The sequence below is a fragment of the Providencia sp. PROV003 genome (assembly GCF_045040775.1).
GTDB classification, from domain to species: Bacteria; Pseudomonadota; Gammaproteobacteria; order Enterobacterales; family Enterobacteriaceae; genus Providencia; species Providencia huashanensis.
Window position 1 is genome coordinate 2,276,755 of record NZ_CP096369.1, and the last position, 16,624, is coordinate 2,293,378.

The window sequence follows — 16,624 nt, forward strand, 5'->3', positions numbered from 1 at the left end:
TCCTGTAAATAAAGAGTGAAAATCATGACAGTTAAATATTTAGTCCCAATGTTGGGTGCTATTTTATGCACTAATTCTTTTGCCGATGAATTAATATTAGGTGCAGGTGTTGGAATGTCATCACCCTATGAAGGGTCTGATAAATATATTTTAATACCGGATGCGACGATCCAATACACAGTAGATACAAACAGTTTTGGTATATTTAGTTTGGGCACTAGTGGTGCAAAGTGGCAATATAGTCTGTTTGATAATTTTCATATAGGTGTTCTTGGCGCTTATATGCAAGGTCGAAAAGAGGAAATTGGTTTTTCTGGTAGTAAAAATAAAGACTTAAAGGGAATGGAAGACCTTAAAGGTGCTATAGCTGCGGGTTTTGAAGTGAGTTATAGTATAGAAGAGCATTCTATCTATATTAATTCATTGACGGCACTTGGACATAGGGATTATGGCGGGGTAGATGTTGATAATGCAACAAGGGTTGAGTTTGGGGTTAACTCGCATTTTGAATTAAATGATGACTGGTTTATTGATACCAATATATCCACAAGATACGTAAATAAAAATTATAACCAAGCTTACTTCGGCGTGACTGAAAAGCAGTCTCTTAAGACGGATTACGCTGTATATACCCCCAAAGCAGGTATTAAAGATGCAGGTATTCTAATCGGGTTGAACTATAGGTTGAGTGAGAATTTTTTCCTTAATTTAAAATCTGGAGGTTATTATCTATTTGGTGATGCGGCTGATAGCCCAATTACAAAACAAAAATATGGGCTAGTCAATATAATTGGTCTCTCATATACATTTTAAAGAACATGCAAATGAAAATAAATATTAAATATACTATATATGCATCAGTGTTTTTATTATGTGGATGTGTTGTAGGCCCAGGCTGGTATAAAGAAGGTGTAAATTATGAAGACTCTGAAAATGTCTTGGCAAAATGTAAATATGATATTGGTATTGCTTTAGTGAGTTCAAATGAAAGGCCAGAACTCATCGCTGAATGTATGAAGTCTCAAGGGTATAGATACAAAAACTATTCACATAGCTATTAAATTTAACTTTATATTCTATATTGTAATTTATGGTGCTAACTGATGGCACCTTTTTATTGGATAACTATGATTATTATTTTTAGTAAGTTTTTAAGAGAGTTAAATAGCAGCGGTTTGTTTGAAAATATAAACTATGACTTATACCCTAAGTTGGGAGTAATATATGGATGTGATAAAGAAAAAAGAGAAATAAAAATCACTCTTTCAACATTAAATGATAAAGAAAATAGGGTGACAATCACTGTGCAATCCGATGTTGATTGGAATAAACGAAAACAATTGCGTGCAGTACTTATTAATGAAAGTTTATATATAAGCCATGGCGACTTTATAGATAGGGTTACGCCTATTTTCATAAGGAATTATTTCTTTAAATTTGATATTATAGATTTTTTATCTATAGTCATTTGTCAAAATAGAAAAAGATAATAGGGTTAAGCGGTTATCAGTAGGAAAAGTATCGATATAGAAAAGAATGCTTATTTACCTTAAGTAAGGGGCTATTATCTCTCTGTGCATGTTGATAAATTTTACTTAATGTACTTGTTGCGCATCAGTGATACCCCTTATCAACCATGTTTTAGGTAACTATATATCAATGAAATGACACGGTAAGTGCGTTTTTTTATTTGGGTGGAGTAAAACTAACCTGCATAACGGCCTAATTGCAAAGGCTTTTTCTTACCTATAGGCTTTGATTATAGACAATAGGGCTATCTATTATTGTTACTATGTAATATATCGAGCCAGAAAGTTGCTCATCTATTTATGAATATCATTTAATTTTAAGGGTAACAGGTGGTATTTAACACAAGTTTATTTAGTTGATGAGGGGGAATATCTAGGGCTATAAGCAGTAATAACTGTACCATTTATCAATCTATTTTTCATTATCCTTGCTATATATCCTAACGTTTTCTAACGCAATTAAAATGTTACCCTAAACCGATGAAATTTAAAATTCACCATATAGAGCGTGGGCATAGACCGTTTAGGTTGTGCTTTTATTGCGGCTCCTTTAAAATAAAGTTGATCAGTGATTTATCATTGGTCTTGCCTCTTCTAGCGTTTGGTCGCGCTAGCAGAATACTCGGTTAGCTTTGGTCGGCGACCCGAGGTAAAGAAACCCATTTAGGTGGGTTTTTTTACGCCTATCAATCAACGCTTGTCAGCCCTAACTGGCTGGTCTTGCCTCTTACGTTAGCCTAACTCTTTTCCCTAGGTAGGCTGATTTTTAGGTTTGAACACTTATCTAAATACTTGCTGTGTTTGTATTAGTAGAAATAATATTAGCATCGATATTTTTATCATTCAATAGCATTGCTAATTTCTCTGGGCGATAAAAAACCGAAAATATTAGCGATAGTATTTAATTGATTGTTTTGGTTAAGCAAAATCAACCATTTTTATTGGAAGAGACTTTATGACTTTACCTATTACGCGTAAATCATGCATCTCAGCTTCTTCAATATAAAAAGTTTCATAGGCAGGATTATCAGATTTGACCGCAAGCTTCCGGCCTTTAACTCGCTGTAATCGTTTTATGAATAGGGAGCTTTCAAAACTAAATACATAGACGCCATCCCCATCAAAAAAGTCACTGTGTGTATCAACGAAAACAACATCCCTAGGATTAATTGCCGGAGACATGCTATCGCCGCTGATATTAATCATCTCAATTCCTTTAAGACTTTTACGACCAAATAACTCAAAAATTTTTTCGGAAGAGAATTCTATTGATTTTATGGTGTCAGGGAAGTCATTATTAATAAAACCACCGGGACCTGCTTTTGCATATATATCCATTAATCTCAATGTGTTGTGATCGCTTCTAATCGATTGTTGTGGGTGAGTGGTATCTTCACTTCTATTTGTTGACCTGACGTAATCGAGTAAAATTTTTAATTCGGGGTTGATATCTTCAGGCTTAACACGAAGTAAAGCGGCAAATTTTAATGTGGTATCTGTATTTAACGCAGTACGGCCATTGAGATACTGGCTGACGGCTCCTTGCGTAGAAAAGCCAAGTGCCTCAGCTGCTTTTTCTTGAGTTAAGCTGAGAGATTCACGTTTGCTTTCCCAGATATTACGTAAATTTTGGGCTGCTATTTTGTCTGATTCTGAAATTTTTCTATTCATATCATCTATTTTATTTGTATTGCTAATATTATGCCACTAGTATTGCTATTATTTTTCGTCATTAGTACTGCTAATGTTGAATCGTTAAGTAAAAAAGGAGCTAACAAATAAGATTAAATATTTACCTAAAAAATAACAGTAACTTAATCAGTCTGAATTTGCTCAAACCATTGGCGTGATACAGGGCTATATCAGCTAAGTCATCAAAGGTAACTCCATTCCAAAATGTTGTAAAGGCATTGGCTGGGCATCAAAAACAAGCGGGTTATTAGACCACTTTCTTTATAACCCGAAGTGATTTGATTTATCTTTTAATCATTTAATACATCGCTTAAAAGTTGAAATATATGCACTTGGAAAAAAGAAAATCGCTCCCATCATATGGTTATATATTTTATAACGGATATAAGGCCGTCTTGTCATAAGGTTATTAGATGTCGTTAGTTGGAGTGAAAATGAAAAAATCGGTTTATAAAGCAAGTGGTTTATGGAACCAAGAATCTTTCATAACTCTTTTTGTCGCAACAAGCGAAAAAGATGTACTTTCAACAATCGTATTTTGGGCAAATCTTGGTGGCGCTCGAGTCGATGAGCTATCTATCGAGCGTTATTGCTCAGTGCATTAACCAAACTAAGATGAAGTGGCAGGCCAATGACAAAAAACAGTAACAGAACGTAAAGCTGAATAACGTAAGCGGCAAAAAGAATCAGGCATTACTGAGGCTGAGTTATTTCTTGGTAAGCAGGGGGGTAAAAATGCTTCAAAGAAATTGTGCATTACGTAGAGCCAGTAGAGAGCCTTGTAAGAATGCGAATTTGATTCGAATGGATGACATACTGTGATGCTATTCGGCTCTAAACGAAACAATAGGATATCTAAGTTGTTATCATAGACGACTGTGGAATAGGTAGGTTAAACACACAAAACACTGTTTATTTAAACAGTGTTTTGTGTATAATCCATTTATTGGTTTGAACACCCAATCTAAATACTCGCTGTGTCTACTGAGAGAAAAAGTATGGCACAGTATAGCTTTATCAAAATATCTAACGGCTCTCTTGTTTCGGCTTCCCGCCCAGCAAGGGAATTCATGCACGTCAAAATCAAGTGTGGTGGTGTGCTTTCGGCTGATTTCAAGAAAGACCGCGATTCACGACGCCATCGCAACTACTCCGCAATACTCAATTTAGGGGATAAATATTGGCAGCCAATTGGCGACAATACTCCAATTGATAAATTCTTTAATGCTCTCCGTTATTGGTTAGTAGAACAATTGGGCCATTATGAAACCTTTGAAATGTCTGATGGCAGCCTACGCCGTATCACCCAATTAATCAGTTTTACCAAAATGAACGACCTAGCTTTTGGTGAACTCTACAAAGCCACCCTCGATGTACTTTGGAACTGTATTTTATTTCGTAAAATTCCCACCCAGCAGGTTGCTGAAAATGTGGCAGCTCAGTTATTAGATTTTATTTAGAGGCAAGACCAATGAAACTCGAAAATGCACTGAAAAACTTTCACCCCAAATCACCGATATTTAGCGATACTGCGAGCAGTACATCACCCGACCGTTTAACTGGAACGGATATCATAGCTGCTATGGGGATGATTGATCCTCAGGCTAAGTTTGGCATGACGGCTTTTCTCGCTAAAAATGATGTCAGCGAAGAGGATAAAATTTCTACCATAGAAGCCTTGACGCAATATGCGAAAAAACAGACCCCAAAGCTGGTAGCAAAAGCTGCAGGTAAAAAACTAGGTCATTGTTTAATCATATTGGCCAAAATCGCATTTGAGGACTACGCTCGTTCGGCAGGTTCCGTTTTCCCATGTTCAACCTGTAGCGGCAAAGGGATGATTGATAAACAAGTCACTACAACAAAATATTCAACAAGAGACGCTGTCTTTTCCTCCTTTACCAAGGACAAGCCCAAACGATATACAAATACTGAGCGTGAGATCGTGGAAACTGAAAAAGTGATTTGCCAGTCATGTAAGGGAAAAGGCCAGTTAACACAGCGCTGTCGATGCAAGGGGCGGGGGAAAGTACTGGATGAAGCACAAACAGAACGACAGGGCGTCCCAGTATTCAAAGATTGCCCACGGTGTGCAGGCCTCGGTTTTAAGCGCGTTCCCTCATCTGTCGCATATAATGCAATAAAGCACTTGGTACCAGAGCTTAACGAAAGAACATGGCGCCGAAATTGGAAACCGTTTTATGAAACATTGGCCAGCAAATGTTTCATTGAGGAAAGTATTGCAGAGCAGGCGTTTAGCAAAGCGATAAAATAAACTGATCAAATAAACAGTAAAAAGCTTGCATTTTGTCCGAAGCTGGTTTATTATTTTTCCACAATGGACATTCTATACCTAATTAAGTAAATCGATGTCTCATTTTACCAATTCAAAACCTCGCGATTGCGGGGTTTTTTTATATCTAAAAACCTCAACAAGTGTTTCGTTTTCTTAAGAGTAGAACCTCACTTCGGCAGGGTTTTATTTTGTGATCTTCTGTGGTTTAGCACGATAAGTGAGGTTTTAAGTGAAAGTCTGCATTATAGGCATTTCTGGCGCAGGGAAAACAACGTTAGCTAAAAAATTAGCCATTGAACTGAATGTCCCTACTTATGCGTATGATGATATATATTGGAATAAAAGGAGTGGAGAATATATTAAAAATACTCCTGAGATAATTAATTCACTTGTTTCTGCCATAAAATCGGAAAGAGATTGGATAGTTGAAGGCGCGTATGATCGTCGGATGCTCCCATTCTTTGAAGACTGCTCTTTGATTATTAGATTGAAGATCCCATATCGGATATGTGTGTTAAGAATAATAAAGCGTTACCTACTTGCAAAAATAACAAAAACAAGACATAAGGAAACGATTCTAAATACCATTGAATTACTTCGCTTTGCAAAGCGATTTGATAACCAATTAAATGTTTTTTTTGATTCAAACCCAGCTGTTATGCATAAGATAGTTGAAGTTAATAACACTAAGCAGTGTTCACTAGAAATTAAAAAACATTTAAATGAAACTTCATAATTTAAAGGGGACAGTGATGCCATTTTCTATGTTTAACCGACTAATATGTAAGGTAACCCTTACAAGTTCAGTGATCTAGCCTTGTGGATAGCTTATATTCAAGAGGTCGCCTAGTGCGGCTTTTTTTGTCTATAGTAAAAAGCTAATTTCTAGTTAATTTTTTATGGATAAAATAGCAATTCTTAAATTAAGCTAAAATTGAGTGGGTTAAATTTTTTATTCTAATAGTTAGTTTTTAATTGATATTAAGATTCATGCCTTTTAATTTATTAAATGTAATAATTTCCTTTCTTGTTTATTTAAAAAAGGATGTTTTTATTGTGAGTATTTTCAAATTTAAAAAAATAATGGCTATCACTATCTTTTCTTGCTCATTTTCAAGCTTTGCTGCAAATCCACCGTTACAATTTCACATTCACGGTTCTTTTGAAGAGGTTGTTCCTCCGTGTAATTTGACAAGCGAGTCGAGCTTTAATTTATGTTTTGATACCATTCCAACATATGTAAATATTGGATACGAAACGCAAGCCGAGTTTGTCAGAGTAAGTTATCAATGTATGCAGGATGTTAATGTTAAAGTTTATTTTTCTGATGCTGCCCATAAACTTTCTAGTGCAGCATATCAAACGACAGCGAGCCATATTGGGGTTAAAACTAAAATAAATGGTCAAATATTAAATCCCAATGAAAAACTAGAGTTTAAGTCTAAAGCAGGAGCATCAGAAATCCCAGTTGAAGTTAGTTTAATAAGGCTAGCAGAAACACAAGGTAATGGTGGTAGTTATGACTTTAATTTAACGGGTATTATTGAGACAGAGTATAACTAATATTTTAATTAGTATATTGTGTGCTGCTTTTCTATTAAATTCTTCGAGGTCACTTAGGTGGCCTTTTTTATTAACTCAACCTCAGGCACTCCGTAGGGGGTGAAATCATGCGTATGGATAAATACAGCAACGCAGCCTACGGCAGTGCTGGGCTTACAGCATTCTTTGCAAGTCTATCACTTTATGAGTGGGGCTTTATTATCGGGATGGCGTTTAGCATTATTCTTGGTCTTATTACCTTTTTTATGAATCGACGAGAGCAGCGAAAGCGAACACGTTTATTTGAAGAACTCGTTAATAAAACTGACCCACAAAACCCCTCAGCCACTGCACGAAAAGCTGCCGAACTTATGGCGAAAGCGCCTAAGGATATCTAATGTCACTCAAACAAAAACTCACTGTGCTTGTTGGTGCAGGGGCTTCGGCTATCGGTTTAGCCGTGATTGCGCATTATGAGGGGGTTAGATATGAGCCCTACGAGGATGTTATTGGTGTACTGACGGTCTGCTATGGGCACACAGGGAAAGATATTGTTCCCAATAAAACTTATACCAAAGAAGAATGCAATGAGCTGTTAGAGCTGGATTTTATGAGAACCAAATTACAGGTAGACCGCCTAGTTAAAGTCCCTGTTGATGAGCATACAAAAGCCGCGCTTTATTCATTTGCTTTTAATGTTGGCACTGGCGCATTTGCTAAGTCGACCATGTTGAAAAAGCTTAACGCAGGTGACCAATACGGTGCTTGTGAAGAACTAAAAAGATGGGTTTACGCGGGGGGTAAGGTATGGCGTGGGTTAGTGAATCGCAGAGAAGCGGAGGCCGTGATATGTCATGGAAGCCTGTAGCCGCTGCAATTTGCATTGTGCTATTTGCGATAGCAATGATTGCGTTCGGTGTTTATCGTCTAACAGGCAACACTTGTGGCATTGATAAAGCCAGCTTAGAAAAGCGTTGCCAAAAAGCTATCGACCATTATAAGGGCCGATAAGTTAACTTTTAATCTTCTCTATGGTAACCGTCATGAATAAAGTCAGAGCATTGTTATTTGTCGCTGCATGGGTGGCCATATGGGGAATGTGGAAGCAGTACGAGAAGATAGGCGAACTTAACACCAAGAATGCCAAGCTACTCATTGAACTAGCTGAGCAAGTTAAAATCAATGAAGATTATCAAGAGCGCGTTCAAGCGCTTCATAAACTCGATACTAAACATATCCAAGAGCTAACAAATGCAAATGCTGAAATTGATAAGTTGCGTATTGCTGCTGAGCGCAATCCTGAGCGGGTGTACATCAGAGCCAGTTGTCCGAAAGTCGAAACCAATTCCACCTCCCGCGTGGATGATGGAACAACCGCCAGACCTACTGACTCCGCTATCCGAAATTATTGGTTACTCAGAGAGCGAATTGCGCAGTCAGAGCAAATTATTAAAGGGTTACAGGATTATGTAACACTAGGGTGTGCTCAATATCACTAAATAGTGATTTAAAACAATATATTAAATGCTAAAGCGAGGTTTTTTATGTTTAAAAAAAGCTTGCTGTTAAATTTTTAAACACACTGGCTTTGGATAGTCCAATAGAAAAAGCCGGTATCAGGCAGTACAGCCAAGACAAATCACCTGCTAAACCACGGGGGATACGCAGCAGATGCGACAGGCAGTTAATTTTACAGAGGAGGACAAATAATATTTGGTTATTGATACCGTGTTGCGGCACGTCACATTTCTATTGAAGTTCGTGGCAGCTAACAAGCGATAGATAACCCATATATCCAATCAATGGGTGTTGATTCATATTCAATTTATTGCCGATTTTAGACTTCCCTCGATACCAAAGGCATTCAGTGCGCTACATCACCTAATTATCTTATTTTCAACGATAAAAATACGCTGTAATCAGTGATGCACTCTGGTATGAACAGGGCGGTTTGATATCGGTCATTGGCATTGAGGTCGGTAACGATGACGGACAATGATATTGATAGTGCTATTTACAAACAGCTAGTGCGGCAGTTAACAGAAATAGGGCTTGATATCCCTGTAAAAGCGGGGTTCCAACCTATCAAGCCTGGCAGTGAAGACAATATGGTGATGTTCTTTTCTATTAATGAAAGAGGTCATGGTTGGCAGGGGCGCAACTACAATATTCAGGGGCAAAATGCCAATCACCAAGAAAACCTATTATCTGAAAAAACATACCAAGTTCAGACAGTTATTACTCAATTAGGGTCGTATACAGCGAATGATATTGCCGCGATGGTGCGAATGGTCATCAATTCACTTCCCTTTGTCACCGCATTGAGAAAGCAAGGCATTGGTGTGCAGCGTGCAACTGATATTCGCCAACCTTACATAGTGAACGAACATGGTGACTATGAACAAACCATTTCATTTGATTTTAATGTGACGTTTAAACGTTCTCTCTTCCCTGATACAGCGGCCATTAGTGCGTTGTATCCTAATCTCCACCGCATATAAGGTTTTTACTATGCCAATTAAACAAACACGATACGTTGATATTGCATCGGCGGTCATTGGTGCGTCTGCTGTTCCGATGCGCAAACTGACTGCACGTTTATTTTCCACCAATCCGAAAATTCCTACGGGTAAAGTATTGGAATTTACCAGTGGCCAAGTCGATGAGCTATTAGGTATTGATGCGCCAGAGGCTCACTTTGCGCGGCAATATTTTAGCTATGTCAGCCCTGCACCAGTCAGTAAACCCAAAGAATTACAAATTGCCGCCTATGAGCCAGTAGGGCGTGCGCCTACGCTCTTTGGTGCAAAAGCGGCCGCATTAGTGGATTTAAAAATCATTACCGATGGCACGCTATCGGTCACGATAGGGGCTGTAACTAAAAGCTATAAAGATATTGATTTATCAGAAGCAAAATCGTATTCGGATATCGCGTCTACAATTCAAAGCAAGCTTAATGCTGAGAGTGAACCGCAGTTTTCCAGTAGCTATCTGACGTTTAATGCACTGGAAAGCGCGTTTGAACTCAGTGGCGGTGTTCAGGAAAGTGCATCGATAAGTGTCGAGTATTCTGCGCTGGCTGAAGCCATGGGGCTTTCTTCCGGTACGGCATCGGAGGGGAATCCCGCGCAAACGCCTTTAGAGGCTTTCATTGTTGCCGAGCAAGTTTCAGATTCGTTTGGTAGCGCGACATTCCTTGACGAAATGCCATTAGAACAAGCGGTTGCTTTAGCTCAGTATGTTTCGGGTGAAAACGTCAAGTACCAGTTACACCTTAATGTTAGTAAAAATAAGGTTGAAGATTTTAGTGCAGCCTTGATGGGAACGGCTTCTGTTGGGTTAAACCTCAAAACGGATGATAGTTTCTTTATCCAAGCTCTACCCATGGCAGTTATGGCGGCAACGGATTACGACCGCACTAATGCGACGACAAATTACATGTTCCGCCAGTTTAGTATTGCGTTTCCTGCCCAAGTCACTACCGATAAAGATGCGGATCGCTACGATAAGCTTCGTGTGAACTACTACGGTGAAACCGCGGTTGCTGGTTCACAGATTCGCTTTTATCAACGTGGTTTTCTGTGTGGCGGGCCATCGAACCCGCTGGATATGAGTGTGCATGCCAATGAGCAGTGGTTAAAAGCTTATATTGCGCAGCAATGGTTTAGTGTGTTACTCGCGACTCGCGGTGTACCAGCCAACAAAGATGGTGAAGCTCGTGCACTGATGGTTATTGCAGGGGCTGTTACTAAGGCATTGGATAACGGCACAATTTTAGCGGGTAAAACGCTGACTGAAGTACAAACATTGGCGATTGCTGATGCGTCTGGGGATGACCTTGCATGGTATGACGTGCAGGACAAAGGTTATTGGTACAACGCACAGATTGTTGAAAGTACAGGGGAAAATGGTTTACCTGAATACGTCATGAAATACGTGCTGATTTACGGAAAAGGTGATTGGGTACGTAAAGTCGAAGGCTCACATAACTTAGTATAAGGAATTGATAATGAGTGATATTTCTGCAACAGGCTTGAGTTTCACTATTCAAGCGAGCAAAACCTTTCCTGCGGGAATTTTAATTACCTCTTTTGCGGATGATGCCGACCCGTTAGATTTACCGGCGGTGGATATTGCACAAACGGGTATGGATATTAATGGCAACTTGGTGAGCTGGTCTGCCCCGACCCCACAAACGGTCACCATCAACGTATTAGCGGGTAGTGAAGAAGACCAAAACCTGTCTATTTTGTTCGAGGCCAACATCGCCAAAAAAGGTCGTCGCCATGCAGGGGATGTCATTACTTTTGTCGCATCTTATGGTGATGGTTCAACGGTGACAGCGCGTAACGGCAAAATTACGAACGGTAGTCGTGGCAACTCAGCCGCCTCGGCAGGGCGTTTGAAATCCAAAGCCTATACCTTTGTGTTTCAGGATTTTGACAGTACACGCGTACGTTAATTTTTCATCCATTTATGGCGGGGAATCCCGCCTTTTTTATCGGTATTTACCATGTTAATAAAGCCTAAAGAAGTGGCCATCAAAGATGTTGATGGCGTTGAAAAAATTTTTGTGATTAGTCGGTTACCTGCTACGGTTGGTCGTGAAATCCTAGCCAAATACCCATTATCTAATGCCCCTAAAATTGGTGACTATGAGGTCAGCAAAGAAGCCATGTTAAAAATGATGGCTTATGTGTGTGTAGTTATCGATGATGAGGAAATTCTGCTTAAAACCCAAACATTGATTGATAACCATATACCTGATGGTGAGTCGTTGATCCGCCTAGAGTTGGAAATGCTGAAATATAACACCAGTTTTTTCGGCAACGACGGGAGTCAAGGTTTCCTCCATTACCTACTCAGCAAGGTAAGTGGTTCACTCCCGTCGATTATAAAAACGCTGATGGCTTCTTTGCCGTCATCATCAGCGAGCGACTCGCCACCTTCACCGAACTCAAAAACTCAGTAGATTTAGAAGAAGCACTGGATCTGTGGGAAATTGCTATCACGAATCGTTATAACGAAGCTTTAGCAACATCACAGAAATGAGTGATATGACTTTAAAGTTCTCCATAGTGTGCTTTACTTAATATGTCATTAACTTATTGGTGAATATATGAAAAAGTCTATTGCAGTATTAGCGGCTATCGTATTACTTTCTGGTTGTAAAGTGGATGTGGTAGCTAAAGTTAATACGGACGATCTTCTTTCCTTAGATCACAAAATAGTGCAGGGAAATATTAATGTAGAGGTTCCTTCATGTAATGACTTTGAGGATTCGAGAAAAGAGTCTAAGAGCTTAATCCAGATAAAGGAAAAGCTTCCCACTATATTTAAAACCGTTGAATTTAAAGAATGTTATAAGCAGAAGTTTAATTCTTATGCTAGTTTTTCTGTACCAGTTGGTATTGGTAGTTTTGTTGGGGAAGCAAAAACAGTAGATACTGAAATTTATGTTTTCTCTAATAAAATTACTTATGCAGGTATTGTTTTAGACGATGATGCAGCAAAGAGATTAGCAAGTGCAAAGAAAACCTCTCCTGGCGAATTAAATCTTGCGATGACGCTGGTTTTGGAAAAAGGGAAACAACCCATTTCGAACATTGCAGCAATCGGTGTATATATGACCGGTATAGAGTCTAAAAATTCACCGATCTCAATAGGCAGAGTTAAAATTGAAGCCAAAGAGATTAAACTCAGATTATCAGATGTTTCTAATTCGATGATTGAAAGTGGCAAGATTACGTCAGTTTTAGTGAAGGCAGAGTATTTAGAACAACTGCTCACACAATTGAAGGAATAATTGCCATATATAACAATTTAAACCGCCTCTCAGGCGGTTTTTTTATGTCTAAAAAAGGTGATTTATGTCGTTAATGGATACGTTTGTTCAAGTCTTTGAGTTTGATACAAAGCAAGCGGATAGTGCCTTTGAAAAAATCCGGCGTTCTACGGATGACATTATCGCCGATATGAAACGAGTCAGCGAAAATGCAAAAGGCGGGATCGCTTCGTTAACCGATTTTCTTTCCCAAGTAACTTTGTCACTGCAAGTGGGGGCGCAGAGTGCAAAAGTAGAGCTCCACCTTGATGCGCCTAAAAAAGAAATGGTGGCCTATTTGGATGAAATGAAAAACTATCTTGAATATGTCAAATCACTTCATCAATCAAATGTGCTTTCTATTGAAAACAACAAGAAATTGGTCACCGGCATACAAGCGTTGGAATCTAATATTCAACGCACGGAAGGTTCATTGGCTGATCAGGTCATGGTGACGAGTAAGGCGGCAAACGAAGCGAAAAATCTTGCTAATAACAATGATCAGCTTGCTAAATCAGCCGATGGTGTGGCGAACCATTATGATAAAGCAGCCCACTCACTATCTGGGTTTTTAGGCAAAATAGCCAATATGTTTGGGGGGGGATTAACCATTAGTCATATTGCCTCCTTTATTCAGTCGGCTGCTGAAGACATTAATTTATTATCGCAATCAGCAGATGCATTAAATTTGCCCGTTGAAGTGGTTGATGCTTTTGGCAAGGTAGTCACGTCGATGGGAGGAGATGCACAAGGGGCCCGCGATACCTTGATGGATATGTCTAACAGTATCCGTGTAGCCTTACAAGATACGTCGTCGGGCAAAGCTGAGGTATTTAACAGTTTAAAAATCAGCTTAAAAGATATGCAAGGTGATTCTATTGATGCGATGGAAGGGGTGTATCGTTTATCAGATGCCGTACAAGGACTGAGCAAAAAAGAAGCCATATTGCGCATTAAAGAAGTCGGTATTACCGATAATAAAATCATTGAATCCATCTTAAAAGGGCGGACTGAACTCGAAGCATTAACCAAAAAGCAAAAAGAAAATGGCGTCGTAACTAAGGAATTAGTATTACAAGCGCAAAAATACAAGCAAGTGACTGGCGGGTTAAAAACGGTATTTAATAGTGTGATGGTCAGCATTATGAATGCGGCTTTACCTGCACTTACCCAAGTGCTTGCTTGGGGAGAAGCTTTTGTAGATTTTTGCCGTGACAATCAAGGTTTTGTTACGGGGTTTTTTATTGCCATTGGTACCGCAGCATCTGCCGCAGGAATATCAATATTAGCCGCTATGTGGCCTATCTTAGCGATTAGCGCAGTTGTCGTGCTCCTTGCCGCTGCCTTCGCACTGGTTTATGACGATATCATGAATTTTATTGACGGTAATGATTCCATGATAGGTCGCATATTGGATAAATACCCTGCCTTAAAAACGGTGATTATGGCGTTATGGGAAGCCTTTAAAGCGTGTTTTGACTTTATTATTGCTGTCTCTAGCGCAGTTTCCGATGCGGCTGTTACTGCCTTTAATTTGATTATTGGTGGTGTTAAACAACTGTGGACATGGCTTAATGAATTTATTGATGGGCTTTCAGTCTGGGGTAAGGCGTTTGAAGATGTGTTTGATACTGCTTCTGATGCCGTTGTCGGGATTTTTAAATGGCTTTGGGCTCAAATTAAGCAGTACCTTGGCTGGATCAATGACGGTCTTGATGCCATTAAAAAAGGTTGGAGCACAGTTAAAGGTTGGTTTGGTTTTGATGATGCCGAAGTCACCCAAACGGTTGAACGTAAAATGTCAGCGGACGGTACGATTGAACACCGACTGCCAGAATCGCCTCAGTTATCGGAAGAGGATGCGATGAAACTGCTGCAAGGGGCAAATCACTACATAAGTAGCATTTCATCTAATCCACTAAACTCAATGACCAGTCAGGCTATAAATAACACATCCAACTCGACCAATGAAACTAACATCTCAATTGGTGAGATTAAAGTGGAAACACAAGCTACAGATGCTCAAGGTATGGCGAGAGATAGCAAGGATGCTATTGCCTCTCATTGCCAAGACCTTGGTCATCAAATGAATTCGGGGCTAGGCAAATGATCACTGAAGTTAAAATATTCAATACAGATAATTTCACGGCATTATTTGAAACGGTTAATCCAATGCAAATTAATGTGAGCGATGGACATAAAGCAACACAGTTTGCGGTTGAATCAGGAGAAACACGCAGTGACCATATTGTGGAGCAACCCGTTGAGATTAGCATGGATCTCATACTGACTGGCGAGATGAAAAGCACCTTTGAAATCATGCAGCAAGCTTATGATAAACATCAATTAGTGGGGGTTCAGACTCGCGTTAAAACTTATCAACCCATGCTGTTAGTCAATTTCAATCACACTGAAATTCCAGATATGGCAGACGCAATTAAGCTCACTTTACGTTTTACTGAGTGGCGAACGGTTGAGCCTGAGTATGGGGATTTACCGCCACGAAAAGTGACTAAAAAAGAGCAATCTAGCACAGTAAATCGAGGGAAAGTTCAAACGGTCACAGTATCTGACCAAAAGAAAAAATCGACAGCGGCAAAAATGGTCGACGGTGATTTAAAACTAGGGGGAGGATAATGCAAGAAATTCCATTAAATACTGTACCGAATCAACGCGTACGCATTAGCCTTAGCGGAGAGGAATGGGAACTCACTTTCAAGGTGGCACGAAATACAATCTGTTGTGATATTAAACGCAATGATGTCGTTTTATTGCGAGGCATTCGAGCTATACCTAATCAACCTTTGATCCCTTATCGCTATCTATCTGCTGGCGGCAATTTTGTGTTTATCACTGATAATGATGAATACCCGTGGTGGGAACAGTTTGGAAAATCTCACTATCTGGTGTGGTGGGGGAATGACGATGATTGATTTACGCCGTATTCGTATCGGCATTGAAGTCAATGAGCGACTACAGTGGTATGAAGGGCTGCGTATTCGTGCTAATGGCACCAAGTATGCTAATTCGTTACAAAATGAATGTACGGTGAATATTGACGGATTGAATGCGGATACGCGCAATATGTTACTTACGGAAACCAGCCCATATGCTAAAGCGAAAAAACCACACCGATTAATTTTAGAAGCAGGGCGCGTTAGTACGGGGGTATTTCGCATTTATGTCGGGGATATCGTCAGCGCAGAAATTGCCTCTCCGCCAGAGGTAACTCTCACCTTAAAAGCGAAAACTAACAATGGTAACGCACGGGATATCGTGTCTTCATCGGCCGGTGCCATGAGCAAAATGAGTGAACTAGCCAAGAATATCGCCCAAGATTGTGGCGTTAAATTGGATTTCCAGGCTACCGATAAGAATATTGCTAATTGGTATTTTTGTGGCTCCGCGTTAAAGCAAGTGGAGCGGTTACAAGATGCCGCGAATGTTAAAGCGTTTATTGATGATGACACTCTCTATGTGAAAGATAGGGATAAAGCATTAAACGGCCGTCTGCGTATTCTCAATCAAAAAACAGGCATGGTAGGTATTCCTAAAGCTAATGAAAAAGGCGTCGATGTCACTTATTTGATTGATAGTGGCTCCACATTGGGGGGAATGTTACGCCTTGAAAGTCAGTTTAACCCTGCTTTAAACGGTGATTATATTATTGAGCAACTCAAGTTCGATATTGCTTCCCATGACGACCCTTTCTTTTATCAAGCGATCTGCAAAAGAGTATAA

At 39.5% G+C, this 16,624-nt stretch carries 22 protein-coding genes; 21 read left to right on the forward strand and 1 reads right to left on the reverse strand.

Features of this window, described 5'->3' with window-relative positions; all coding sequences use genetic code 11:
- The first annotated feature begins 24 nt into the window (after positions 1 to 24).
- From M1F14_RS10275 to M1F14_RS10285, 3 genes are read left to right on the forward strand one after another with little or no spacing between them, the layout of a single operon-like run.
- On the forward strand, positions 25 to 813 hold the full coding sequence (locus tag M1F14_RS10275; protein WP_071548266.1) for a MipA/OmpV family protein: 789 nt from the start codon (positions 25 to 27) through the stop codon (positions 811 to 813).
- Positions 814 to 824: 11 nt separating this feature from the next.
- Positions 825 to 1,061 (forward strand): hypothetical protein, encoded by a 237-nt coding sequence (locus tag M1F14_RS10280; protein WP_042844971.1) that lies wholly within the window; start codon positions 825 to 827, stop codon positions 1,059 to 1,061.
- Positions 1,062 to 1,103: 42 nt separating this feature from the next.
- Entirely contained in the window at positions 1,104 to 1,490 is a 387-nt protein-coding gene (locus M1F14_RS10285; protein WP_042844968.1) for a hypothetical protein, read from the forward strand.
- Positions 1,491 to 2,447: 957 nt separating this feature from the next.
- On the opposite strand, the gene M1F14_RS10290 is transcribed toward M1F14_RS10285, so the two are convergent.
- The gene (locus M1F14_RS10290; RefSeq protein ID WP_071548264.1) at positions 2,448 to 3,200 is read right to left on the reverse strand and encodes a LexA family transcriptional regulator; all 753 of its coding nucleotides are present in this window, start codon (positions 3,198 to 3,200) and stop codon (positions 2,448 to 2,450) included.
- Positions 3,201 to 3,655: 455 nt separating this feature from the next.
- Here M1F14_RS10290 and M1F14_RS10295 point away from each other — a divergent pair, with 455 nt between their 5' ends.
- The 18 genes from M1F14_RS10295 (at position 3,656) to M1F14_RS10380 (ending at position 16,624) form a co-directional block, all read left to right on the forward strand.
- Complete coding sequence (locus tag M1F14_RS10295) at positions 3,656 to 3,826, forward strand: hypothetical protein (protein WP_164975505.1); 171 nt, start codon at positions 3,656 to 3,658, stop codon at positions 3,824 to 3,826.
- 393 nt (positions 3,827 to 4,219) lie between these two features.
- The gene (locus M1F14_RS10300) at positions 4,220 to 4,681 is read left to right on the forward strand and encodes a DUF1367 family protein (protein ID WP_042844962.1); all 462 of its coding nucleotides are present in this window, start codon (positions 4,220 to 4,222) and stop codon (positions 4,679 to 4,681) included.
- Positions 4,682 to 4,692: 11 nt separating this feature from the next.
- On the forward strand, positions 4,693 to 5,496 hold the full coding sequence (locus tag M1F14_RS10305) for an antitermination protein (protein ID WP_048607795.1): 804 nt from the start codon (positions 4,693 to 4,695) through the stop codon (positions 5,494 to 5,496).
- Between the two features lie 250 nt (positions 5,497 to 5,746).
- Positions 5,747 to 6,253 (forward strand): hypothetical protein, encoded by a 507-nt coding sequence (locus M1F14_RS10310; protein WP_042844959.1) that lies wholly within the window; start codon positions 5,747 to 5,749, stop codon positions 6,251 to 6,253.
- 320 nt (positions 6,254 to 6,573) lie between these two features.
- Entirely contained in the window at positions 6,574 to 7,080 is a 507-nt protein-coding gene (locus M1F14_RS10315) for a hypothetical protein (RefSeq protein ID WP_181468661.1), read from the forward strand.
- A gap of 107 nt (positions 7,081 to 7,187) precedes the next feature.
- Positions 7,188 to 7,457, forward strand: a complete 270-nt coding sequence (locus tag M1F14_RS10320) for an HP1 family phage holin (protein ID WP_042844233.1) — start codon at positions 7,188 to 7,190, stop codon at positions 7,455 to 7,457.
- The gene (locus M1F14_RS10325) at positions 7,457 to 7,927 is read left to right on the forward strand and encodes a lysozyme (RefSeq protein ID WP_181468660.1); all 471 of its coding nucleotides are present in this window, start codon (positions 7,457 to 7,459) and stop codon (positions 7,925 to 7,927) included. Before M1F14_RS10320 ends, M1F14_RS10325 begins: the two co-directional genes overlap by 1 nt.
- A complete protein-coding gene (locus tag M1F14_RS10330; RefSeq protein ID WP_181468659.1) occupies positions 7,909 to 8,070 on the forward strand; it encodes a hypothetical protein in 162 nt (53 codons plus the stop codon). The genes M1F14_RS10325 and M1F14_RS10330 overlap by 19 nt, the downstream gene beginning before the upstream one ends.
- A gap of 32 nt (positions 8,071 to 8,102) precedes the next feature.
- Positions 8,103 to 8,558 (forward strand): lysis system i-spanin subunit Rz, encoded by a 456-nt coding sequence (locus M1F14_RS10335; RefSeq protein ID WP_226619128.1) that lies wholly within the window; start codon positions 8,103 to 8,105, stop codon positions 8,556 to 8,558.
- Between the two features lie 486 nt (positions 8,559 to 9,044).
- Positions 9,045 to 9,560, forward strand: coding sequence for a phage gateway protein (locus M1F14_RS10340; RefSeq protein ID WP_166696615.1), 516 nt, complete (start codon positions 9,045 to 9,047; stop codon positions 9,558 to 9,560).
- Between the two features lie 10 nt (positions 9,561 to 9,570).
- Positions 9,571 to 11,058 carry a DUF3383 domain-containing protein gene (locus M1F14_RS10345; RefSeq protein ID WP_181468657.1) on the forward strand — a complete coding sequence of 496 codons (1,488 nt, stop codon included), beginning with the start codon at positions 9,571 to 9,573 and terminating at the stop codon, positions 11,056 to 11,058.
- A 10-nt stretch (positions 11,059 to 11,068) separates the two neighbouring features.
- Positions 11,069 to 11,521, forward strand: coding sequence for a phage tail fiber protein (locus M1F14_RS10350; RefSeq protein WP_071548262.1), 453 nt, complete (start codon positions 11,069 to 11,071; stop codon positions 11,519 to 11,521).
- 51 nt (positions 11,522 to 11,572) lie between these two features.
- Entirely contained in the window at positions 11,573 to 12,031 is a 459-nt protein-coding gene (locus M1F14_RS10355; protein ID WP_071548261.1) for a hypothetical protein, read from the forward strand.
- 147 nt (positions 12,032 to 12,178) lie between these two features.
- Positions 12,179 to 12,865 (forward strand): hypothetical protein, encoded by a 687-nt coding sequence (locus tag M1F14_RS10360; RefSeq protein WP_181468656.1) that lies wholly within the window; start codon positions 12,179 to 12,181, stop codon positions 12,863 to 12,865.
- Between the two features lie 64 nt (positions 12,866 to 12,929).
- Positions 12,930 to 14,993, forward strand: coding sequence for a hypothetical protein (locus M1F14_RS10365; protein ID WP_181469358.1), 2,064 nt, complete (start codon positions 12,930 to 12,932; stop codon positions 14,991 to 14,993).
- Positions 14,990 to 15,520 carry a phage baseplate protein gene (locus M1F14_RS10370; protein WP_071548258.1) on the forward strand — a complete coding sequence of 177 codons (531 nt, stop codon included), beginning with the start codon at positions 14,990 to 14,992 and terminating at the stop codon, positions 15,518 to 15,520. The genes M1F14_RS10365 and M1F14_RS10370 overlap by 4 nt, the downstream gene beginning before the upstream one ends.
- Positions 15,520 to 15,816 (forward strand): phage baseplate plug protein, encoded by a 297-nt coding sequence (locus tag M1F14_RS10375; protein WP_071548257.1) that lies wholly within the window; start codon positions 15,520 to 15,522, stop codon positions 15,814 to 15,816. The genes M1F14_RS10370 and M1F14_RS10375 overlap by 1 nt, the downstream gene beginning before the upstream one ends.
- The gene (locus M1F14_RS10380; RefSeq protein ID WP_166697058.1) at positions 15,809 to 16,624 is read left to right on the forward strand and encodes a baseplate hub protein; all 816 of its coding nucleotides are present in this window, start codon (positions 15,809 to 15,811) and stop codon (positions 16,622 to 16,624) included. Before M1F14_RS10375 ends, M1F14_RS10380 begins: the two co-directional genes overlap by 8 nt.